The following is a 20487-nucleotide window of genomic DNA, read 5'->3' on the forward strand; positions in this document are numbered from 1 at the left end:
GCGGTGGTCCGCCCGGGAGGCGGAGAACTTCTGGACCCCCGACCGGATGGCGTCGGCCGTCCCGATCACCCGCGGCGGCGCCCCGGCGGCGGGCGACGGGACCGGCCAGGACTTCGACGGCATCCCCGTCGTCGGCCGGATGTTCGTCATGAAGGCCGGCGGCGCGTACTTCTGCACCGCGAGCGTGGTCGCCTCCCCCGGCCGCGACCTGGTGCTCAGCGCGGCGCACTGCCTGCTGGGGACCGATGCCCGGCAGGTGGCCTTCGTACCGCAGTACACGGCCGGGAACCCCCAGCCGTACGGGATGTTCCCGATCCTGCGCGACGCGGGCGGCCGCTCCAAGGTGTGGATCGATCCGCGCTACCGCCAGCTCGGCGCGGACAAGGGCGCCGCGCTCGACGTGGCCTTCGCCCAGGTGGGCCCGGACGCCGACGGTTTCCCGGTGGAGGACGTGGTGGGCGGCAACCGGCTGGTCACCGGCGCCGGGTACGCGCACAAGAAGGTGTCGCTGATCGGCTATCCGGCCTCCGCCGCCCGGCCGCGGCTGTGCGTGAACCGGACGACGAAGTTCACCAGCACCGATCCGGGCATCCCCGGATCGTTCCTGCGCATCGACTGCACCGGCTACCCGGGCGGGACCAGCGGCGGCCCGTTCCTGACCGCGTACGACGAGCGGACCGAGACGGGCGACGTGGTCGGGGTCATCGGCGGCTGGAAGACCGGCGGGGACACCCCCGACACCTCGTACAGCTCCTACTTCGGCCCCGACATCAGGAAGTTGTACGAGACGGCTCTTGCCGGGGCGCGGGTGGCGTGAGCACCCGTACCCAGCGGGTGCGCCGCGGATTGCCCACCGTGCGCGGGGTCGGCGGCGCCCCGTCCGCGGTCAGCGGGTCGGCCGGCGCGAGGCCGAGCTGACGGCGCAGGTCCGCGAGCGCGGTGTGGACCGGCCCGAGGATGACCTCGGCGCGCGGGTGGGCGTGGGCGAGGGCGTGCGCGGCCGTCTCGATGGCCTCGGCGGCGTCCTCGGCGGCGCTGCGGCTCCATCCACCGGGCGCGGCGTGCCCCCAGGGCGCGATGGTGTCGTAGAGGTGGCAGGCGGCATCGGCCACGGCGTCGGCCCGTTCCCCGACGCCGGGCGCCGCGATCATCGGCAGCTCCATGCAAGGTCAACGAGCGGAGCCCGCCGGGGGAACGACGGAGCGGCGGCCGGAAGGGTCTGCGGGCCCGCGGGCAGCCGGACGGGGCGGGAGGCCTTGGGCCTCCCGCCCCGTCACGGGTCATCCGCCGGTCACCCGGACCGTACGAGACCTCAGACCATGAACAGGAGCCGCGTGTTCGGCACCAGCTTCCGGTTCACGCTCGTGCTCTGCACGAAGATCGTGTAGTCGTCGTTGTGGTCCGGCTTGACGCGGACCTCCGTGTCCGGCAGGCCGAGCACGGCGCGGGCCTCCGGCCCCGTGTACACCCGGTCCGTCTTCTTCTCCAGCACCGCGATCTTCTTCCGCGCCTGGATCTTCTCCGACTTGCTCAGCTGATAGAAAGCGCACCCGGTCCGGTAGGTGTTCCCGGATTCGACGACCCAATCCCGGATCGCCGCTTCCCGGGCCACCGGAATCAGCTGGTATTCCGACGGATCCGCCGGGGTGAGACCGGCCGCCTTGATGGTTTCCTCGTTCACCGTATCGGCGCCGGTGGAGAAAACGGCCCGCGATCCACGGATTCCCTTGGTGCGACCCACCATGAATTTCTCGGTCGCGTCCTGGATTACCTGGCCGGCCTCTTCCAGACCCTCCGTGCTCGTGGCGTCCCAGATGGCGATGTTGTCCTTCGGGAATCCGCACTGCATGGCTTCGCGCTTGCCCATCTGGTCCGGCACGAGGACGGCCAGCGTCCAGTTGTCCTCCTGCTTCTCGACCATGTCGGCCACCGCCCGCACCAGCGCGCGGGCGTTCCTGACCGGAGCGTCCGGGCAGCGGTGACTCGCGTTCTCCTGCCCGTCGGTCAGCACGAACGTCAGGAAGCTGTGGTCGCCGTACAGCTGGGCCGTCTGCGCCAGCTCGCTCTGCGACTTGAGCGTGGCCGCCAGCAGGGCCGTCATTCCACCGACCCGGTACAGCTCCTTCAGGGACGGCATCCGCAGCACGTCCTTGTCGTAGATGACGCACTGCACCTTGTCCGCGAATACGTACACCGTCACGCGCGTTTCCTGGTCGAGTTCCTGTGACCGGCGGGCCAGATAGGAAATCTGCTGGTCCGCGACTTCGACGACCTTGCGGCTCAGGTGCGACATGGACGAGCTGGCATCCAGCACGAGAGCAACGTGATTGATGTAGTTCTGAGTTACGGACATAGCCACTCCCCGGTGCTTTCCCGACTTGATGCTCCTATCCTCTCAGCCACCACTGACAATCGGCCTGGGCTCCCGAACGGCCGCCAGGGCCCCGGGGCGGACGCCGCGCCACGGCCTGTTTCCGTGGCGGATCGTCGGATATACCTGGGGGTCGAACCGGATGGACCCGGTCCGCCCAGTGCCCCAGCGGCCGGCGAGACGGAGGAGGAGCCCCGTGCACGAGCGTCAGTGGACCCTGGAGGAGCAGATCGTGGTGGGCGCCGCCCCGGCGGACGTCCACCGGCTGGTCTCCGACCTGCGCAACATGGGCCGTTGGAGCCCGGAGTGCCGCAAGGTCTGGGTGCCGCGCCCGCCGCTGAAGGTCGGCTCCCGGTTCGTCGGGTTCAACAGGAGGGGCCCGTTCGTCTGGTTCACCGTCGGCCGGATCGCCGCCCTGCGGGCTCCTCAGGGGCCCGCGGGAACGGGGGAGTTCGTCTTCGACAGCGGGATCTTCGGTCTCCCCCTCGCCCGCTGGGGGTACCGGTCCGAGCCGCACGGCGACGGCACCCGCGTCACCGAAACCTGGCAGGACCTGCGCACCGGCCGCGGCGCCCGACTGACCGAACTGCTCGGTGTCGTCTTCGCCGGCACCGGCCCGCAACGCCGCCTCGAGGTCAACCGTGCCGGCATGCGGACGACCCTGGCCCGGCTGGCCGCCGAACTGTGAGCGGGCGTCCGGGATCCACGGCCCCTACGCCGCCACGGTCTGCAGCCAGAGCGGGAGCAGCAGCAGGGACACCACCGAGCTCTTGATCACGACGGCGGCGGAGAGGTCCACACCCACGTCGTAGCGCTGGGCGAAGATGAACAGGTTCTGCGGCGTGGGCATCGCGGCGATCAGCACGAGGTAGGTGAGCCACTCGCCCCGGACCCCGAACAGCGCCCCGCACACCGCCCAGGCGAGCAGCGGGAAGACAAGGCACTTGAATCCGATGAGGGCGAGTTCCTCGCGGGTGGTGCCCCGGATGTCGAGGCCGATGCCCCCGAGGTGGAGGCCCAGCGCGAAGAGCGCCACCGGGGAGGCGCTGTCGCCGACGAAGGAGGCCCCGTCCAGGACCACTTCGGGAACGTGCACGGAGAGCAGGTTGAGCAGGATCCCGGCGTTGCAGGCGAGCACCAGCGGGGTGACGAGCGAGGAGCCCACGGCCCGGGCGAGCCGCTGCCCGGGGCCGCCCGCGCCGGGTTCGCCGCGGCCCAGTTCCATGATGGAGATGACCACGAGCGACAGGACGCACACCTGGAAGAGGAGCACCGGGAAGATCGGCGCGGCCGTCCCGAAGAAGGTGATGAAGACGGGGACCGCGAAGTAGGCGGTGTTCACCTGGACCCCGGCCATCACGCGCAGCGCCACGGCGCGCGGCTCCCGCAGCCCGGTCAGCGCCGAGGCCGCGGCGACCGCCACGACCGCGAGGCCGGCGGCGGCCGCGTAGCCGCCGATGGCCCTCCAGTTGAAGAGGGCCGAGAGGTTCGCGGCGTAGATGTTGCCGAACAGGTAGCACGGGACGGCGAAGAGGAAGGCGTAGTCGGCGAAGACCTTGGAGGCCTCGGCCGGGACCACCTTGCGGCGCGCCAGCACCACGCCGCCGCCGAAGGCCAGTACGACCGGTATGAGTTTCTCGAGCGCGGCTGCCCCGCCCATGCGTTCCCGCTCCCCCGACGTTCTGTGATCATCCGGACCGGGCGCAGTCTATGCCGAACGCGTCCGCGGCCCCGGTGGACCGGCGCGGTGGGCGGGCCGCCCGGCGGGTGGGCGCCGTACGGGCCCGGGCGGGTCCGGGCGCATACGCTGGACCGATCATGAGCGACCGAGCCCGATCCCGATCCGCGGCCGCAGCCGCCTCCAAGGCTGCCTCCGCGGCCGCCGCTGCCGCCTCCAGAGCGGCCGGCGCCGCCGCCTCCGCCGCGCGGGACCCGCGCGGGGCGGCCCAGCTCGCGGTGGCGCTGCGCACGCCCGCGCGGGCGGCCGAACCGCTGTTCGCGCAGGCGCCCAAGGCCTGGCAGCGGATGCTGCCGTACTTCGTGACGGCCGTGTGCGTGATGACGCTGCTGCCCGTGACCATCGTGGTGCTGACCAACGACTACGAGGCGGGCGGCGGGTGGGCCGGCGCGCTCGGCGTGGCCCAGACCGTGCCGCTGCTGCTCGCGGTGACCCGGCCGCTGCCCGCCTGGGGCTTGGTGCTGCTCGCGGACACCGTCGGGGCCGTCGTGCTGACCCGGGCCGACCAGGTGGCGGGGCACGCCTGGCCGTGGACGCCGATGGTGATCGTCGGCTACCTGGTGCTGATGGCCTGTCTGGGGCTGCGCGAGTCCATCCGGACCCTGGTCTGGGTGTGGCTGGTGACCGGGGCGACCGGGGTGGTGCTGGGCTTCTTCCAGCCGTCCGGCGTCCTCAACACCATCGCCCTGCTGTTCGTGCTGGGCGGGGTCGTGCTCGCGCTGACGGGGGCGCTGCGCGGGCTCGGCGACGCGCGGCAGAAGATCGCCGAGCAGGAGAGCATCAGCGAGGCCGAGCGGGCCCGGCGCACCCTGTTGGAGGAACGGGCGCGCATCGCGCGCGAGTTGCACGACGTCGTGGCCCACCACATGTCGGTGATCACGGTGCAGGCGGATTCGGCGCCGTACCGGCTGCCCGGCATGGAGGGGCCGGTGCGCGAGGAGTTCGAGGCGATCGCGGCGAGCGCCCGGGAGTCGCTGGGCGAGATGCGGCGGCTGCTGACGGTGCTGCGCGGGGACGAGCCGGGCGGCGCCGACCGGACCCCGCAGCCGGGGATCGGCCGGCTGCAGCAGCTGGTGGAGGCGACCGTACGGGCGGGTCAGCCGGTGGAGTTGGCGCTCGCGGCGGGGGCCGACGGGGCGGCGTCGCCGGCCGTGGACCTGTCCGCGTACCGGATCGTGCAGGAGGCCCTCGCCAATGTGGTGCGGCACGCGCCGGGGGCGCCGACCCGGGTGTCGGTGACCTTCGACGCCGAGGAGGTCCTCGTGCTGGTGGTCAACGGCCCGGCGCGGGACGCGGTGGTGGCGGTGGAGACCTCGGGCACCGGTCACGGTCTGGTGGGGATGCGGGAGCGCGTACGGTTGACGGGCGGGACGCTGGACACCGGTCCGCTCCCCGACGGCGGCTTCCGGGTCGCCGCCCGCCTACCCCTGGACATCCCGGCAGAGGAACAGACTTGACCATCCGCGTGATCATCGTCGACGACCAGGCCATGGTGCGGGCGGGGTTCGCCGCACTGCTGTCGGCGCAGGCCGACATCGACGTGGTGGGCGAGGCGCCCGACGGACGCCAGGGCGTCCAGGTCTCGCGCACGGTCCACCCCGACGTGGTGCTGATGGACGTCCGGATGCCGGAGATGGACGGGCTGAGCGCCGCCCGCGAGCTCCTCGACCCGCCGCCGGGGGTGGTGCACCGGCCGAAGGTGCTGATGCTGACCACCTTCGACATCGACGACTACGTGTACGAGGCCCTGCGCGCGGGGGCCTCCGGGTTCCTGTTGAAGGACGCCCCGCCGGCGGACCTGATCGCGGCGGTCCGGGTGGTCGCCTCGGGCGAGGCGCTGTTGGCGCCGTCGGTGACCCGGCGGCTGATCGCGGACTTCGTCGAGCGACGGCCCGCGCCCCGCAAGAACCCGGCGCTGCGGCTGAACGGGCTGACCCCGCGTGAGACCGAGGTACTGGAGCTCATCGCGCGCGGGCTGTCGAACCAGGAGATCGCCGGACACCTGGTGCTCGCCGAGCAGACGGTCAAGACCCACATCGGGCGGGTGCTGGGCAAGCTGGACCTGCGGGACCGGGCCCAGGCGGTGATCTTCGCCTACGAGGCGGGCCTGGTCCGGCCGGGCGACACCAAGGCCTGATCTCCTCCACCCCCTACCGGGGTATGACATCCGACTTGGCTCCACGGTGCGACGCCCGCGCCGGTACCTCCTTCCTACCTTCCTCCTCGTCACGAGGAAGGGAGAAGGGGCATGCGCCGCTTCGCAAGGACACTGGTCACGGCCGCGGTCGCCGCGACCGTCGTCGCGGGGACCGCGGGATGGGCCTCCGCCGACGCGCAGACGGCCGTCACCGGGCCGCCGCCGGGCACCGCCGCCTGGCTGGCCGAGTCCGTGTCCGGGCGGCCGCTGCCGGATCCGGCGCGGGCGGAGCCGCGGGAGGTCGCGCGGTTCTTCGCCGGGCTGGACCACGGGCGGGCGCGTGACCTCGTACGGTCCCACCCGCTGGTGGTGGGCAACCTGGACGGGGCTCCGCTCCCCCTCAGGTACGAGGCCAACCGGCTGGCCGTCCGCGCCGTGCTGTCGACGGGTGACGCCCGCTTCGCCTCCCTGGCCGCGCCCGGCCGGCAGATCCTGGCGTTCGACCCGCGCGGCCGCGGCACGGTCGCCGAGGTGTTCGGCGACCTGGAGCGGGCGGCGCACGTCTCGGTGATCGTGCCGGGCTCGGACAACGACGCCACCACCTACGACCGCCCGCGCGCCGCGCACACCGGCCCGGCGGGCATGGCCCGCGCCCTGCGCGAGGCCACGTCCGACCGGACCGCCGTCATCGCGTGGACCGGTTACACCACGCCCGTCGGGGTGGGACTGGACGCGGCGACGGGGCGGCTCGCCGAGGCGGGCGCGGTCCGCCTGGCCCGCCTGACGCGGGGGCTCGACGCGGTCGGCGCCCCCGACCCGGTGCTGTTCTGCCACAGCTACGGCTCGGTGGTCTGCGGGCTGGCCGCCCGGCACACGGACGCCACCGACATCGTCGCCCTCGGCTCCCCCGGGATGCGCGCGGACACGGCCGACGCACTGGGCACCGGCGCCCGCGTGTGGGCGGCCCGCGGACCCTCCGACTGGATCTCCGACGTGCCCAACGTGGAGTTCGCCGGACTCGGCCACGGAGCCGACCCCACCTCGGCGGCCTTCGGCGCCCGTCCGGTGCCCGCCGCCGACGTGGTCGGACACACCGGTTACTTCGCGCCGGGCACCCGGTCCCTGAAGGCCTTCGCCGCGATCGCGACGGGAGGCTCCCGATGAGCGCGCCGGGCATCCTCACCCGGGCGCGGGCCGCGGCCCGCCGGATCGACGCGAAGACCCCCGCCCACCGCGACCGGGCGGTCGACGGACTGCGGGCGCTGGCCCTGCTGGCCGTGCCCACCGGGCACTGGCTGCTCGGCGGGTTCACCCTCGACTCCGACGGCGCCCTGCACAACGCCAGCCCGCTCTCCGCCTTCGGCGGCCTGGCCCCGGCCAGTTGGCTGCTGCAGATGCTCGGGATCTTCTTCCTGGTGGGCGGCTACGCCTCGGTGCTCTCCTTCCGGCGGCGCACCGGCACCACGGGGGCCTGGCTGAAGGGCCGGATCGCCCGGCTGGGGCGTCCGGTGCTCGGGGTCACGGCGGTGTGGGCGCTGGCCGCGCCCGTGCTGTACGCGGCCGGGGTACCGGAGGCCACGCTGCGGACGGGGGCCACGCTGGTGATCCAGCCGCTGTGGTTCGTCGGGGTGTACGTGGCGGTCACCGCGCTGACCCCGTACTGCGTCCGGGCGGCCCGCCGGCTCGGCGGCTGGGCGGCGGCTCCGCTGCTCGGCTCGGTCGCGGTGGTCGACTTCCTGCGCTACGGGCCCTTCGCGGACTCGGTGCCGGGCTGGCTCGCGCTGGTGAACATCCTGCCGGGCTGGCTGTTCGCCTACCAGCTGGGCGTGTCGTGGGGCGAGGGACGGATCGGGCGGCGCGGGGCCTGGCTGCTGCTGGCGGGCGGGGGCGTGCTGTTCGCGGTGCTGCTGACGGTCTTCCACTACCCGGCGTCGATGGTCGGCGTACCGGGCGAGGCCCGCACCAACTCGCATCCGCCGTCGCTGCTGGTACTGGCACTGGCGTCGGCCCAGTCGGGGGCGGCGATCCTGCTGAGGGACCGGCTGGCGCGGCTGCTGGTCCGGCCGGCGCTGTGGGCGCCCGTGGTCGTGATCAACCTGTGCGCGATGACGATCCTGTGCTGGCACCAGACGGCGATGCTGGCGGCCGCCGTACCGGGCTCCTTCGCGGGCCCGTTGGCGGGGCTGACGACGGCGCCGGACAGCCTGGGGTGGATCGCGGCGAGGCTGGCGTGGATGCCGGTGTTCGCGGTGCTGCTGCTGGGCATCGCCCGGTACGCGCGCCGGTTCGAGGAGCCGTGGACGAAGGCGACGACGGTGCGCCGGACCGTGGCGGGCGTACTGGCGGCCGGGTTCGCGGTCTTCGCCCTGGGTCTGGCGTAAGGGCCGGCGCGGGACCTGCGAGCACCGGAACGGAACGAGAGCGCCGCTCCCCTGGGGGAGCGGCGCTCTCGGTGTTGCGGAGGTCGTGGACCGCGTCAGGCGATGGAGGCGGCGACGATCGCGGCCACCGCGATGTTGCAGGAGGCCGTCACCCACACGGCGGGGTGCGGCTCGGGGTCGACCACGATGGCACCGAGCTTGCCCGGGGTCACCAGGTCCAGCACCAGGAAGGCCACCGCCATCAGGACGAGGCCGAGGACGCCGAAGGCCGCGGTGGAGAGCAGACCCTTGCCGAAGTCGTCGTACGTCGTCCAGATCGAGGTGAAGACGATGCCGCCGATGCCGAGCAGCGCGGAGGAGAGCATGACGGAGGCGTTGCGGTTGCGCTCTTCCCAGATCTGCTTGGGCAGCTTGCCGGGGGTCAGCACGTCCACCAGGACGATGCCGAGGATGAGCAGCACCAGACCGACGCCGCCGAATGCCGTGGTGCGGCCAAGTCCGTTGATGATGTCGCTCATTGAGAAGCCGTCTCCGCGTGGGTAGGAAAGGGGTCGCGTGCCTGTCGTCGCGGTGGCCGAATCTATCGCACGGCATGGCACCGGACCATGGGGAGGTCAGGAAATGGCAAAGCTCAGGCCCGCGCTGCCCGCGGAAGCGGAGGCGCTGACGGAGCTGGTCATGCGGTCGAAGGCGCACTGGGGGTACGACGCGGGGTTCCTGGCCGCGTGCGCGCCCGAGTTGCGGATCGTGGCCGGGGACGAGGTGCTGCGGAGGATCGTCGTCGCCGAGGGCGGTGCCGGCGGCCACCGGGGTGACGGCGACGGCAGCGGCGCGCCGGTGCTCGGGCTCGCCTCCCTGGACGGGGAGCCACCGATCGGCCGGCTCGGGCTGCTCTTCGTGGAGCCGGCCGCCATCGGACGGGGCGTGGGACGCCTGCTCTACCGGGACGTGCTGCGGCGCGCCGCCGGGCTCGGTTTCCGCCGGCTGCTGATCGACTCCGATCCGCACGCCGCCGGGTTCTACCGGGCCGCGGGCGCGGCGGAGGGCGGCGCGGGGGCCCCCGGCGCGCTGGTGCGGTTCGAGGTGGCGCCCGCACCGCTGGCCGACTGGGCCCGGGCCTGGACGGGGGGCGCGGCCGCCGTGCACGTGGGCAACGTCGCCGAGTACAACGCGCAGTTCGCCGACGCCTCCCTGGACCGGGAGCAGCGGGCCGCGCACCACTACGCCTGTCTGGCCGCCTTCTACAGTCCCCGGCCGGCCGCGCTGGTGCTGCCGCGCGCGGTGCCGGCGGGCTGGATCTCCCTGGTCGGGCGCCAACTGGGCTGGCCCGCCGGGGTGGAGGTGTACGACGGGCTCGCGGAGGACCGCCCGGGCCTGTCGGACGCCGTACGGGCCCGGCCGGCGCTGACCGCACGGCTCACCGGGGCCGGGGGCGGGGCGGGGGCCGCGGCCGGGAGCGCCGCCTGGGCCGACGGGGCCGGGGGTGGCGAGGGGGCCGGGGGTGGCGAGGGGGCCGGGGGTGGCGAGGGGGCCGGGGGTGGCGAGGAGGCCGGGAGTGGCGAGGAGGCCGGGCTGTCCCTCGTACCGTGGGGGCTGACCGCCCCCTTCGCGCGGCTGGCGGGACGGCCGTGGCGGCCGGGCGAGCTGCGGTACGAGTCGAAGTCGGCGGCGCACGGGCTGTTCGGCCGGATCCTGGCGGAGGGCGGCCACCCCGCGATCAGGCTGCCGGCGCAGTGGCGGGCGGACACCCGGCGGGCTGCGGTCCGGCTGCTGGCGGCCCGGGCCCGGGCGGGGAAGAGCACCGTTCTCAAATCGGAGCACGGTGTCGGGGGTTCGGGGACCACCGTGGTGACCCCCGAGCGGGTCCGCGCGGCCGGCGGGGCCCGGGCGGTGCTGCGCGCGCTGCCGCGCGGACCGCTGCTGGTGGAGGAGTACGTGTCCGGCCCGGCGGACGGGCGGGAGCCGCGCGACCTCACGTACGACGGGTTCGTGGACGCGCGGGGCCGGGCGCACGAGGTCGGCGGGGCGGTGATGGACGTGACGGCGGGCGCGTACCGCGGGGCGACGGTGGGGCCGGGGGTGGTGCCGGAGTGGGCCGGGAAGCCGATGGCGGCCTTCGGGGAGGCGGTGGGCCGGGAGCTGTCGGCCGCCGGCTACCGGGGCTGGTTCGACATCGACTTCGTCGCCGACGGCACGGGCCGGCTGGCGCCGACGGAGACGAACCTGCGCCTGACCGGACCGTCCGTGGCCTTCATGGTGGCGGCCCGGCTCGACGAACTGCGGGGCGCCGGGCACCTCGTGCGGATCGCCGACCGGGTGGAGCTGGGCGCCCGCCTGCCGGAGGCCGCGTTCGACGACCTGTGCGAGCAACTGTCCCGCCGGTGCGCGGCGATCGGGGCGGTGTTCGTCCCCGCCATCCCGACCGGCGCCTTCGAACCGGCGCCCTGGATGGGCGCCCTGGTGGCCGCGACCAACAGGGAGGTGCTGGACGCGGCCGAGCGGCTGGTGCGTACGGAGGCGCTGTCGGTCGGCGCGATGTTCGAGCGGATCGACTGGGGCCGGTCTCAGCCGGTCTTGTCGGGCTCCACGTCGAAGACGTTGAGCGGCGGGCGGGAGGCGTAGACCGCCACGATGCCGGCGGCGATCATCAGCGGGATGTTGAAGGCGTAGACGAGGGCCGCCTGCTGCGGCCAGTCCTGTTTGGCGGCGAGCCGGTAGAAGTTGTCCTGCGGCCACCAGGCGGCCAGCAGGTAGACGATCGCCAGATGGGCGGCCGCGGTGATGCGCCGACCGCGGCGCCCGTGGCGGCGCATCCGGGAACGGCCCGCGAACAGGAACACCAGACCGGCGGCGAACGCCCAGGACTCGAACAGGTAGAGGAGGAAGAAGAGCGTCGCGTACGGGTTCGGGACGCCGGTGAGGTCCATCGATCCCGGCCAGAAGAGCGAGGCCGCGGCCATGGCGAAGGCTCCCACCACGATCAGCGCGATCCCGCCGAAGAAGCAGGACGCGGGCGCCCAGGAACCCGCGGACCCCCCTGCCCCCGCGCTCGCCCCGTACTTGCCCCCGCCGGTGGTCACCCCGCCCACGCCCGACCACGTGGGCAGGGGCAGGACGGTCCGCTGTTCGCGGCCGGCCCGGTCCCGGGGCAGCCGTGGCAGCCGGAACACGGCGCGCGGCATCCGGTCCGCCGGGAACCTGCCCGCCAGGTGGCGGCGCAGCTCCCCGCTGTCGGGGAGGTCGGCGCCCGGGGGCGAGGTGTCGTTCTCCGGGGCCGGGGCGAGGTAGGCGACGAGCATCGGCCGCGCGTTCTTGCCCCGGCCGGCGCCCCGGACCTCGGCCAGGATCGCTCCGCCGACCCCCTCGTGGCTCCGGATGGCGGATTCGACGGGGTGCGGGTCGAAGGAGCCGTCGTCGCCGGTGATCCGGTCGCGGATCCGGCCGCCGAACTCCAGCAGCCCGTCCGGGCGCAGTGTCCCCAGGTCGCCGGTCGGGATCGCCGCTCCGTCGGCCCGCGCGGTGAGGCGGATTTCCCCGTCGCGCACGTCCAGATGGCAGCCGGGGAAGGGCGTGCCGATCAGCGAGAGTTCCTCGGACCCGTCCAACGGGCCCGCGAGCTGCGGAAGTTCGAACCAGGCTCCGGTGCCCGCCGCCTCGGTGAGCCCGTAGACGTTGAGCAGCCGTGCGCCGGACCGCAGCCGGGCGAGCAGGGCGGAGTGTTCGTCGAGGTAGAGGCGGTCGCCGGTGACGGTGACCATGCGCAGGGACCGCAGGCCCTCGTCCGGGCGGCGCAGGGTGCGCGACAGGGTCGCTTCGCTGTCGCGCACCAGGAGCTGGGTGGCCGTGCCCGGGTCGGTGTGCAGGACGGTGACGCGCTGGGCGTCGATCGCGCGGCGCAGCGACTCGGGCGTCCAGCGCGGGCCCTCGGGCAGGACGAGGGCGCCTCCCCCGCACAGGGCTCGCGTCCATCCGGCGGCGAAGGCGGTGAGGTCGGGGCCGGCGGTGATCAGGTGCCGGTCCTCGGGGGTCAGCCCGGCCGCCCCGGCCCAGCCTTCGTGGGCGGCGAGGAGCGTGCCGTGGCCGACGGGCACGGCCCGCCGGTCCGCGCCCCCGGTGAACAGCACGGCGGCGGTGTCTTCCTGCGCGGCCGGGGCCGGGCCCGCGTGGGCCCGGTCGGTACGGGCCTGCGGGACGCGCGGGGTGCGGACCGGCGGGTCGGTGGACAGCGCGCCCATCGCGGCCGCCTCCGTGTCGAGGCGGATCACCCGCAGCTCCGCGCCGTCGTCCAGGCGCGCCTGGTCGGGGCCGTCGGCGAGCAGGGCGAAGGGCCGGGCGGCGGCGAGTTGGAGCCGCCCGGTGCGCGGGTTGTCGGTGTCGACGACGGTGTAGGCGGCGCCGGCCTTGAGGATGCCGAGGAGGGCGACGAGGAGTCCGGCCCGGGGACCGGCGCCCACGGCGACGACGGCCCGGCCGGGCAGTCCGGTGTTCAGCAGGTGGTGCGCCAACTGGTTGGCGCGTGCGTCGAGTTGTCCGTAGGTGAGGCTCTCGGTGCCGGCGGCGACGGCCTGGGCGCCGGGGGTGTCGCGGGCCCAGCGCTCGAAGCGGGTCAGAACGGTGTCGTCGGTGCGCCGGCCAGTGTGCGTGGAGGACTCTGATCCCTGCGTCATGGCCTGATTCTGCCACCGGGTCCGGACCCGCACGAGGGATCCGAAAATCCCTCGAACGAGAGGGAGTTGGCGATGGATCGGAGTGAGCCGAACCCTTTCCCTTGACCTCGAGTTTGGTTGAGGTCATAGCGTTCGGCGCATGGATATGGAAGTCACCGCCTGGACATCGCTCCACAGCGCCGTCAACGCCCAGCAGGAGCGGCGCCCGCTCTCGCGGGCCGGACTGCGCCGCGTCGCCGCCTTCGCCCGCCCGCACCGTCGCGGGCTGACGCTCTTCCTGCTGCTCAGCGTGGTGACCGCGCTGCTCGCGGTGGCCACGCCGGTGCTCGCGAGCCGGGTGGTCACCGCGATCGTCGAGGGCCGCGAGAGCGGTACGGTCACCCGCCTCGCCCTCCTCATCGCGCTGATCGCGCTCGCGGAGGCGGCCCTCGGGCTGCTCGTCCGCCGGCTGTCGGCCACCCTCGGCGAGGGGCTGATCCTGGACCTGCGGACGGCGGTCTTCGACCACGTGCAGCGGATGCCGGTGGCGTTCTTCACCCGGACCCGCACCGGGGCCCTGGTCAGCCGGCTCAACAACGACGTGATCGGCGCGCAGCGGGCCTTCAGCAACACCCTCTCGGGGGTGGTGGCCAACACGGTGACCCTGCTGCTGACCCTGACCGTGATGCTGGGCATCTCCTGGCAGATCACCCTGCTGGCCCTGGTGCTCCTGCCGGTGTTCGTGCTGCCCGCCCGCCGGATGGGGGCGCGGATGGCGGCGATGCAGCGCGAGGCCTCGGCGCTCAACGCCTCGATGGGCACGCAGATGACCGAGCGGTTCTCCGCGCCGGGCGCGACGCTCGTGAAGCTGTTCGGGCGGCCGGCCGACGAGTCGGCGGAGTTCGCGGCCCGGGCGGCCCGGGTCCGCGACATCGGCATCCGCACGGCGATGGCCCAGTCCGCCTTCATCACCGCCCTGACGCTGGTCTCCGCGCTGGCCCTGGCGCTCGTCTACGGGCTCGGCGGCCACTACGCGCTGCGCGGCACCCTGGACGCGGGCTCCGTCGTCGCCCTCGCCCTCCTGCTGACCAGGCTGTACGCGCCGCTGACGGCTCTCGCCGGGGCGCGGGTGGAAGTGATGAGCGCGATGGTCAGCTTCGAGCGGGTCTTCGAGATCCTCGACCTGAAGCCGCTGATCTCCCAGAAGCCGGACGCCCGCCGGGTCCCGGACGGGCCGGTGGCGGTGGAGTTCGACCGGGTCTCCTTCGGCTACCCCTCCCCCGACAAGGTCTCGCTCGCCTCCCTGGAGGAGGTCGCGACCCTCGACGCCCGGGGCGGTACCGAGGTGCTGCACGAGGTGTCCTTCCGCGCCGAGCCCGGCCAGATGATCGCCCTGGTCGGCTCCTCGGGCGCGGGCAAGTCCACGATCGCCCAGCTGCTCCCCCGGCTGTACGACACCGACGAGGGCGCGGTCCGCATCGGCGGGATCGACGTACGGGACCTCACCGCCGACTCCATCCGCGACACGCTGGGCATGGTCACCCAGGACGGCCACCTCTTCCACGAGTCGGTACGGGCCAACCTGCTGCTCGCCCGTCCGGAGGCGGGCGAGGACGAGATCTGGGAGGCCCTGCGCCGCTCCCGCCTGGACGGACTGGTGGCCTCGCTCCCGGACGGGCTCGACACGGTCGTCGGCGAGCGCGGCTACCGGCTGTCGGGCGGTGAGCGCCAGCGGCTCACCATCGCGCGGCTGCTGCTGGCCAGGCAGCGGGTGGTGATCCTGGACGAGGCCACCGCCCATCTGGACTCCACGTCGGAGGCGGCGGTCCAGGAGGCGCTCGGCGAGGCCCTGGCGGGCCGCACCGCCGTGGTGATCGCACACCGGCTCTCGACCGTGCAGGCGGCCGACCTGATCCTCGTGGTGGAGGACGGCCGCATCGTGGAACGCGGCACCCACGCCGGGCTGCTGGCGGCGGGCGGCCGGTACGAGGAGCTGTACCGCACCCAGTTCGCGACGGCCGGTCCTGACGGGGACACCGGCGCCCCCACCGGTCCGGACGGGGACGCCTCCGGCATCACCGGCGCGGACACGCCGTCGGCGGAGGCCGTTCCGGGCGGCGCGGCGGCCCCGTCCGGCGGATGATGGCCGACAGGCCCGCACGCCCACCCCTCAGCACTGGGAGCAGGAACTGCCGATGGACATCAAACTCGAACTGGTCGCCGTCCCGGTCACCGACGTCGACCGGGCCAAGGCCTTCTACGAACGCGTCGGCTTCCACGCCGACCACGACGTCACGGTCAGCGAGGACATCCGCTTCGTCCAGCTGACCCCGCCGGGATCGGCCTGCTCGATCGCCCTCGGCAAGGGCCTCACCCGGATGACCCCGGGCTCGCTGGACAACATGCAGGTCGTGGTCGCGGACATCGAGGAGGCGTTCGCCGACCTCAAGGGCCGCGGCATCGAGGTCACGGAGATCCAGGACCTGCCCTGGGGTTCCTTCGTCTACTTCTCCGACCCGGACGGCAACGGCTGGGCGGTCCAGCAGACCACCCCGCGCACGGCCCCGGCGGGCTGACCGGACGCCGTCCGGGCACGGTCCGTCAGCGGCCGGCGCGGGCGTTGAGCCGCGCGGCCTGACGGGTCAGGTGGTCGCGTTCCGCCAGGTTGGGCGCCGTGCGGGCGGCCTCGGAGTACAGCCGTGCCGCCGTCGTCAGGTCTCCGTCGCGTTCGTGGAGGTAGGCCGCCACCGCGGTGTGGCGGGGCAGGGAGTCGTCCAGCGCCGCGAGCGCCGCCAGGCCTGCGCGCGCTCCGTCGGCCTCGCCGACGGCCACCGCACGGTTGAGCCGGACGACCGGACTGTCGGTCACGCGCACGAGCTCGTCGTACCACTCGACGATCTGTACCCAGTCGGTCTCCCCCGCGGTGCGCGCGTCGGCGTGCAGCGCCGCGATGGCGGCCTGGGCCTGGAACTCGCCCAGCCGGTCGCGGGCGAGGGCCGCCTGCAGGATCCCGACCCCCTCGGCGATCGCCCCGGTGTCCCACCGGGTGCGGTCCTGCTCGGCGAGCGGGACCAGGCTGCCGTCGGGCGCGGTCCGGGCGGAGCGCCGGGCGTGGTGGAGCAGCATGAGGGCGAGCAGCCCGGCCACCTCGGGGTGGTCGATGGCGGCCGCGAGCTGCCGGGTGAGCCGGATGGCCTCCGCGGAGAGGTCCACGTCGCCCGAGTAGCCCTCGTTGAAGACCAGGTAGAGGACGCGGAGCACGGTGGCGACGTCGCCGGGCTGGTCGAACCGGACATCGGAGACGGTGCGCTTGGCCCGGCTGATGCGCTGGGCCATGGTCGCCTCGGGCACCAGGTAGGCCCGGGCGATCTGGCGGGTGGTCAGCCCGCCGACCGCGCGCAGGGTGAGCGCGACGGCGGACGCGGGCGTGAGCGACGGGTGGGCGCACAGGAAGTAGAGCTGGAGCGTGTCGTCCACCGCGGGCGCGGGTCCGGGCACCGGCTCCTCGTCGACGAGGTCCTCCCGCCGGCGGCGGGCGGTGTCCGCCCGGGTCGCGTCGAGGAACCGGCGCCAGGCCACGGTGACCAGCCAGCCCTTCGGGTCGCGCGGAGGGTCGGCCGGCCAGGTGCGGACCGCTTCGACGAGCGCGTCCTGCACGGCGTCCTCGGCCGCCGCGAAATCTGCTCCGCGGCGGACGAGGACGGTGAGGACGCCCGGAGTGAGGCTCCGGAGCAGGGCCTCGTCCATGTGGGGGCTCACTCCGTGATGGCGGGAGGCGCGGCCAGGAAGGGGCGCACCTCCAGCCATTCGTGGATCGGCTTCCCGCCGGCCCCGGGCGCGGCCGACAGTTCCCCGGCCAGCTCGACGGCGCGCTCGTAGCTGTCGACGTCGATGATCATCCAGCCGGCGACGAGGTCCTTGGTCTCGGCGAACGGGCCGTCGGTGACCGGCGGGCGCCCCTCGCCGTCGTAGCGGACCCACGCCCCCTCGGGGGCGAGCGCCTGACCGTCGACGAACTCGCCGGTCCCCTCGAGACGGGCCGCGAAGTCGTACATGTACTGGACGTGGGCCGAGATCTCCTCGGGCGTCCACTGGTCCATGGGTACGTCGTTGACCGCCGCCGGGGCGCCTCGGTAGTGCTTGAGCAGCAAGTACTTGGCCATCGCGTTCTCCTCGGTCCTGGTGCGACCCCCATTCTGGTCGCGTTCACTACGGGGACGGAGCCGGGCACGCGTTCTCGACATCGCCGTCGGAAATATTTCGGTTCTCTTCTCCCGGCACCGACCCGTGCCCATCGATCCGAGTACTCACCCTCTCTCATCTCTCATATCGAGACGGCGCTGTCCACGATCCGGTCGCACCCTTGCCCCGGAGGCCAGTTCGGGCAAGTATTCCTATCAATCCGATGGGAAAGGTGGGGATTTGACGAAGTGAGGCACGTCAAGGCGTCGGATCCCCCGGCATTGGCCGGGCGCGGTGCCCGGCGCCCGAACGGGCCCGCGGATACGACCGGCATCCCCTCCCACAGCAGGCGCAGCAACCGGGCGACGCCTCCCGACAACGTTCCGGAGTAGCCGACATGACCACCGCCATCGCCCATGGCACCGCCGCAAGACCGGACCCCGCGCCCCGCGACGGCACCGGGGCCTGTCAGTGACGGCCAACCCGACGGCACCGGGCACCGCCGTCCGTCGATCCGCCGACGAGCAGCGCCGCGCGGCAGTCCTGCGCACCGCCCGCGACGTGGCGGACGACCTCGCCGCGGACGCCATCCCCCGCGACCAGGCGGGCAGGGAACCGACCGACGAGGCGGCCCGGCTCCGCGAGGCCGGACTGCTGGCGGCCCTCACCCCGCCCGCGCCCGGCCGCGGGGTGGACTGGCGCACCGGATGCGCCGTCATACGGAGGATCGCCGCGGCGGACAGCTCCGTCGGCGACGTGCTCGCCCGCCACTACGTCCACACGTGGAGCGGACGGTTCTACGCGAGCCGGCAGCACGCGACCGCCCTCGAAGAGGAGTCGGTGCGCGAGCACTGGTTGTGGACCGGTGCGATCCGGACACCCGCACCCGGCGAGGACACCGCCGGCCCTGACCTCACGCTGAAGCCGCGCAGCACCGGATACGTGCTGAACGGCTGCCGGTTCGTGGACACGGCCGCGGCCGTCGCCGACCGGATCGTCGTCGACGCCGTCTGCGCCGTGACCGGTGAGGTCCTGGTCGTACGGATCCCGCCCGGCACGCCGGGCATGACCGTCGACCCCGCCCACGACCGTCTCGGACAGCGCGTCGTCGGCGCGGGCGAGGTGCTCTTCGACCGGGTCGACATCGCTTCCGGACAGGTGCTGGGCCGTCGGCCGCACGACGAGGAGACGACCGCGCCGTTCACCGCGCTCGCCGAACCGGCGCTGCGGCTCGCCCTGTGTCACGTCGGGCTCGGCATCGTCGAGGGCGCCCTCAGCGAAGCGCGCGACCTCAGCAGGGGCGGCCGCGCGTACCGGCTGCCCGGTGCGGACCCGGACCTCTTCCTGACCTACGGGGAACTGGCCTCCGCCGCCCAGACGGCCACCGCCGTGGTCGACCGGGCGACGGAGGTGATGGCGCAGGCCCTCGACACGGGCGCGCAGCTCGACGCCGAGGAGCCCGCGGGGGTCGCCGCCCTGGTCGCCACAGCCGAGACGGTGACCTCGAAGGCGGCCCTGCACGTCACCGCGCGGGTGCTGGAACTCGCCGACGCCCCCGGCCTGGACCGCTTCTGGCGCAACGCCCGCGTCCTGACGGCCCACTACCCCGTGGCACACCGGCTGCGCTCCATCGGCGAGCACTACCTCAACGGCTCCCACCGCGCGGTGGCGGCGGCCTTCCACTGACACCGGGCAGGGGACGAACCACGGATACCGGCGGCTGCCGGGCACGGGCACCCGCCCGGCAGCCGGCCGCGTACCCGCCGCGGAACGCCGGGCGGAGAACGTACGGGATAATGTCCGCATGCGGATTTCAGCCAGGGCGGACTACGCGGTACGTGCCGCACTGCAGCTTGCCGCGTCGCAGGACGACGGGCCGCTGAAGGCCGAAGCGATCGCCGACGCCCAGGACATTCCGCACAAGTTCCTCGAGGGCATCCTCAACGACATGCGCCGGGGCGGTCTCGTACTCAGCCAGCGCGGCGGCAACGGCGGCTACCGGCTGGCCAAACCCGCCCAGTCGATCAGCATCGCGGACGTCATCCGCGTCGTGGACGGGCCGCTCGTCTCGGTGCGCGGGGTCCGTCCCCCGGACCTCTCCTACACCGGCCCCGCCGAGGCGCTCCTCCCCCTGTGGATCGCGCTGCGCGCCAACGTGCGCGAGATCCTCGACGGCGTGTCGCTGGCCGACGTCGCCGCGTCCGACCTGCCCGCCGACGTCTCCGCGCTGGCCCGCACCCCGGACGCCTGGACCAATCCCTGATCCGTCGGCCTCCCCGACCCCCTCCCCACCTGCATGTTCTCGCATCCCGAGACGTTCGCGTCCATCATGTGGTCAGCCTCTTGGGACGGGTCTTCCTGTCTGCCAAGATGCCTACCAACCAGGTGGGAAAACTAGGAATCCAGGGAGGTGGCCGTGCGAACTCCGCATCACGCAGGCCGGATGCTGCCCCTGACTTCCCGTCGGCACATCGACCTGGTCCGTACGTCCAGCGCCATCTGTCAGCCTGCCTGACACCTCCGCAGGGCCTGGCCCCGTACGCGGAACACGCCGGGGCGCTGCGCCGCCCCGCTCTCCGTCGGCCAGGGACCCTCGGCCGGACCTCGCCCCCCGCACGCCTTCCGGCGCGGGCGTGCGACGTACGGGCTCGATGGCCGGCCCCAGCGCCCGCGACACCCATCCGTTCCCGGCCCGCCGCCGCGACCCGGCCGGCGACGGCCGGGAGTGGGTGCCGTGCGTGCCGATGACCTCGCCCCACCCGTCTCCGCTCTCCGTACTTCCCTGAACACCCTCCCGTGAAAGGACACCTCCGTGTCTGCCGCAAGACCGCTCAACATCCTGCGCGCCATCGCCGTCACCGCGACGCTTCCCGTGCTCCTCACCGCTTGCGGCTACGGCTCCGAGGCCAAGAAGGACGAGCCCAAGGACAAGCCCGCCGTCGCGGACGCCGGCAAGCCGCTCTCCGCGTCCGAGGTCCGCATCGGCTACTTCCCGAACCTGACCCACGCCACCGCGCTCGTCGGCCTCCAGG

Annotated in this window: 19 protein-coding genes and 1 pseudogene; 13 read left to right on the plus strand and 7 right to left on the minus strand. The window is 73.8% G+C overall.

Features of this window, described 5'->3' with window-relative positions; genetic code table 11:
- The coding region (locus ACWGDE_RS20275; RefSeq protein WP_453390378.1) for a trypsin-like peptidase domain-containing protein at window positions 1-817 on the plus strand (817 nt) is incomplete at its 5' end.
- On the opposite strand, the gene ACWGDE_RS20280 is transcribed toward ACWGDE_RS20275, so the two are convergent.
- Together ACWGDE_RS20280 and ACWGDE_RS20285 are read right to left on the minus strand one after the other, a co-directional pair.
- Entirely contained in the window at window positions 771-1151 is a 381-nt protein-coding gene (locus ACWGDE_RS20280; RefSeq protein ID WP_453390379.1) for a hypothetical protein, read from the minus strand. The genes ACWGDE_RS20275 and ACWGDE_RS20280 overlap by 47 nt on opposite strands.
- Window positions 1152-1312: 161 nt before the next feature.
- On the minus strand, window positions 1313-2353 hold the full coding sequence (locus tag ACWGDE_RS20285) for a vWA domain-containing protein (RefSeq protein ID WP_453390380.1): 1041 nt from the start codon (window positions 2351-2353) through the stop codon (window positions 1313-1315).
- A gap of 214 nt (window positions 2354-2567) precedes the next feature.
- Between ACWGDE_RS20285 and ACWGDE_RS20290 the strand changes: the two genes are divergently transcribed.
- Window positions 2568-3059 carry an SRPBCC family protein gene (locus ACWGDE_RS20290; protein ID WP_453390381.1) on the plus strand — a complete coding sequence of 164 codons (492 nt, stop codon included), beginning with the start codon at window positions 2568-2570 and terminating at the stop codon, window positions 3057-3059.
- A 24-nt stretch (window positions 3060-3083) separates the two neighbouring features.
- Here ACWGDE_RS20290 and ACWGDE_RS20295 read toward each other — a convergent pair whose 3' ends face one another.
- Window positions 3084-4031: an AEC family transporter gene (locus tag ACWGDE_RS20295; protein ID WP_453390382.1), complete on the minus strand. Its 948-nt coding sequence runs from the start codon at window positions 4029-4031 to the stop codon at window positions 3084-3086.
- Window positions 4032-4189: 158 nt separating this feature from the next.
- Between ACWGDE_RS20295 and ACWGDE_RS20300 the strand changes: the two genes are divergently transcribed.
- The 4 genes from ACWGDE_RS20300 to ACWGDE_RS20315 all read left to right on the plus strand — a co-directional run bounded on the left by ACWGDE_RS20300 (window position 4190) and on the right by ACWGDE_RS20315 (window position 8627).
- Entirely contained in the window at window positions 4190-5566 is a 1377-nt protein-coding gene (locus ACWGDE_RS20300; protein WP_453390383.1) for a sensor histidine kinase, read from the plus strand.
- Window positions 5563-6246 carry a response regulator gene (locus ACWGDE_RS20305; RefSeq protein ID WP_453390384.1) on the plus strand — a complete coding sequence of 228 codons (684 nt, stop codon included), beginning with the start codon at window positions 5563-5565 and terminating at the stop codon, window positions 6244-6246. The genes ACWGDE_RS20300 and ACWGDE_RS20305 overlap by 4 nt, the downstream gene beginning before the upstream one ends.
- Window positions 6247-6357: 111 nt before the next feature.
- Window positions 6358-7410, plus strand: a complete 1053-nt coding sequence (locus tag ACWGDE_RS20310) for an alpha/beta hydrolase (RefSeq protein ID WP_453390385.1) — start codon at window positions 6358-6360, stop codon at window positions 7408-7410.
- On the plus strand, window positions 7407-8627 hold the full coding sequence (locus tag ACWGDE_RS20315) for an acyltransferase family protein (RefSeq protein ID WP_453390386.1): 1221 nt from the start codon (window positions 7407-7409) through the stop codon (window positions 8625-8627). The genes ACWGDE_RS20310 and ACWGDE_RS20315 overlap by 4 nt, the downstream gene beginning before the upstream one ends.
- A 95-nt stretch (window positions 8628-8722) precedes the next feature.
- On the opposite strand, the gene ACWGDE_RS20320 is transcribed toward ACWGDE_RS20315, so the two are convergent.
- Window positions 8723-9145 (minus strand): DUF350 domain-containing protein, encoded by a 423-nt coding sequence (locus ACWGDE_RS20320; protein ID WP_453390387.1) that lies wholly within the window; start codon window positions 9143-9145, stop codon window positions 8723-8725.
- 103 nt (window positions 9146-9248) lie between these two features.
- Here ACWGDE_RS20320 and ACWGDE_RS20325 point away from each other — a divergent pair, with 103 nt between their 5' ends.
- The gene (locus ACWGDE_RS20325) at window positions 9249-11249 is read left to right on the plus strand and encodes a GNAT family N-acetyltransferase (RefSeq protein WP_453390388.1); all 2001 of its coding nucleotides are present in this window, start codon (window positions 9249-9251) and stop codon (window positions 11247-11249) included.
- Here the strand turns inward: ACWGDE_RS20325 and ACWGDE_RS20330 are convergent.
- Window positions 11192-13294 carry an AMP-binding protein gene (locus ACWGDE_RS20330; protein ID WP_453390389.1) on the minus strand — a complete coding sequence of 701 codons (2103 nt, stop codon included), beginning with the start codon at window positions 13292-13294 and terminating at the stop codon, window positions 11192-11194. The genes ACWGDE_RS20325 and ACWGDE_RS20330 overlap by 58 nt on opposite strands.
- Window positions 13295-13433: 139 nt before the next feature.
- Between ACWGDE_RS20330 and ACWGDE_RS20335 the strand changes: the two genes are divergently transcribed.
- Entirely contained in the window at window positions 13434-15416 is a 1983-nt protein-coding gene (locus tag ACWGDE_RS20335; RefSeq protein ID WP_453390390.1) for an ABC transporter ATP-binding protein, read from the plus strand.
- Between the two features lie 52 nt (window positions 15417-15468).
- On the plus strand, window positions 15469-15849 hold the full coding sequence (locus ACWGDE_RS20340; protein WP_453390391.1) for a VOC family protein: 381 nt from the start codon (window positions 15469-15471) through the stop codon (window positions 15847-15849).
- Window positions 15850-15874: 25 nt separating this feature from the next.
- Here ACWGDE_RS20340 and ACWGDE_RS20345 read toward each other — a convergent pair whose 3' ends face one another.
- Entirely contained in the window at window positions 15875-17020 is a 1146-nt protein-coding gene (locus ACWGDE_RS20345; protein WP_453390395.1) for an RNA polymerase sigma factor, read from the minus strand.
- Between the two features lie 8 nt (window positions 17021-17028).
- Window positions 17029-17436, minus strand: coding sequence for a YciI family protein (locus ACWGDE_RS20350; protein WP_453390392.1), 408 nt, complete (start codon window positions 17434-17436; stop codon window positions 17029-17031).
- A gap of 490 nt (window positions 17437-17926) precedes the next feature.
- Here ACWGDE_RS20350 and ACWGDE_RS20355 point away from each other — a divergent pair, with 490 nt between their 5' ends.
- From ACWGDE_RS20355 to ACWGDE_RS20370, 4 genes and pseudogenes are all read left to right on the plus strand, one after another.
- A complete protein-coding gene (locus tag ACWGDE_RS20355) occupies window positions 17927-19141 on the plus strand; it encodes an acyl-CoA dehydrogenase (RefSeq protein ID WP_453390393.1) in 1215 nt (404 codons plus the stop codon).
- Window positions 19142-19259: 118 nt separating this feature from the next.
- Window positions 19260-19718 (plus strand): RrF2 family transcriptional regulator, encoded by a 459-nt coding sequence (locus tag ACWGDE_RS20360; protein WP_453390394.1) that lies wholly within the window; start codon window positions 19260-19262, stop codon window positions 19716-19718.
- Between the two features lie 180 nt (window positions 19719-19898).
- Entirely contained in the window at window positions 19899-19970 is a 72-nt protein-coding gene (locus ACWGDE_RS20365) for a putative leader peptide (RefSeq protein WP_362306379.1), read from the plus strand.
- Window positions 19971-20267: 297 nt separating this feature from the next.
- Window positions 20268-20487, plus strand: a pseudogene (locus ACWGDE_RS20370) (sulfate ABC transporter substrate-binding protein); the annotation flags it as partial.

Source organism: Streptomyces sp. NPDC054956, assembly GCF_053609185.1.

Excerpts from the sequence above, each read along its gene's own strand:
- ACWGDE_RS20280 (WP_453390379.1), bottom strand. The coding sequence starts at position 1,151 with ATGATCGCGGCGCCCGGCGTCGGGGAACGGGCCGACGCCGTGGCCGAT.
- ACWGDE_RS20285 (WP_453390380.1), bottom strand. The coding sequence starts at position 2,353 with ATGTCCGTAACTCAGAACTACATCAATCACGTTGCTCTCGTGCTGGAT.
- ACWGDE_RS20295 (WP_453390382.1), bottom strand. The coding sequence starts at position 4,031 with ATGGGCGGGGCAGCCGCGCTCGAGAAACTCATACCGGTCGTACTGGCC.
- ACWGDE_RS20300 (WP_453390383.1), top strand. The coding sequence starts at position 4,190 with ATGAGCGACCGAGCCCGATCCCGATCCGCGGCCGCAGCCGCCTCCAAG.
- ACWGDE_RS20310 (WP_453390385.1), top strand. The coding sequence starts at position 6,358 with ATGCGCCGCTTCGCAAGGACACTGGTCACGGCCGCGGTCGCCGCGACC.
- ACWGDE_RS20315 (WP_453390386.1), top strand. The coding sequence starts at position 7,407 with ATGAGCGCGCCGGGCATCCTCACCCGGGCGCGGGCCGCGGCCCGCCGG.
- ACWGDE_RS20320 (WP_453390387.1), bottom strand. The coding sequence starts at position 9,145 with ATGAGCGACATCATCAACGGACTTGGCCGCACCACGGCATTCGGCGGC.
- ACWGDE_RS20325 (WP_453390388.1), top strand. The coding sequence starts at position 9,249 with ATGGCAAAGCTCAGGCCCGCGCTGCCCGCGGAAGCGGAGGCGCTGACG.
- ACWGDE_RS20330 (WP_453390389.1), bottom strand. The coding sequence starts at position 13,294 with ATGACGCAGGGATCAGAGTCCTCCACGCACACTGGCCGGCGCACCGAC.
- ACWGDE_RS20335 (WP_453390390.1), top strand. The coding sequence starts at position 13,434 with ATGGATATGGAAGTCACCGCCTGGACATCGCTCCACAGCGCCGTCAAC.
- ACWGDE_RS20340 (WP_453390391.1), top strand. The coding sequence starts at position 15,469 with ATGGACATCAAACTCGAACTGGTCGCCGTCCCGGTCACCGACGTCGAC.
- ACWGDE_RS20345 (WP_453390395.1), bottom strand. The coding sequence starts at position 17,020 with ATGGACGAGGCCCTGCTCCGGAGCCTCACTCCGGGCGTCCTCACCGTC.
- ACWGDE_RS20350 (WP_453390392.1), bottom strand. The coding sequence starts at position 17,436 with ATGGCCAAGTACTTGCTGCTCAAGCACTACCGAGGCGCCCCGGCGGCG.
- ACWGDE_RS20360 (WP_453390394.1), top strand. The coding sequence starts at position 19,260 with ATGCGGATTTCAGCCAGGGCGGACTACGCGGTACGTGCCGCACTGCAG.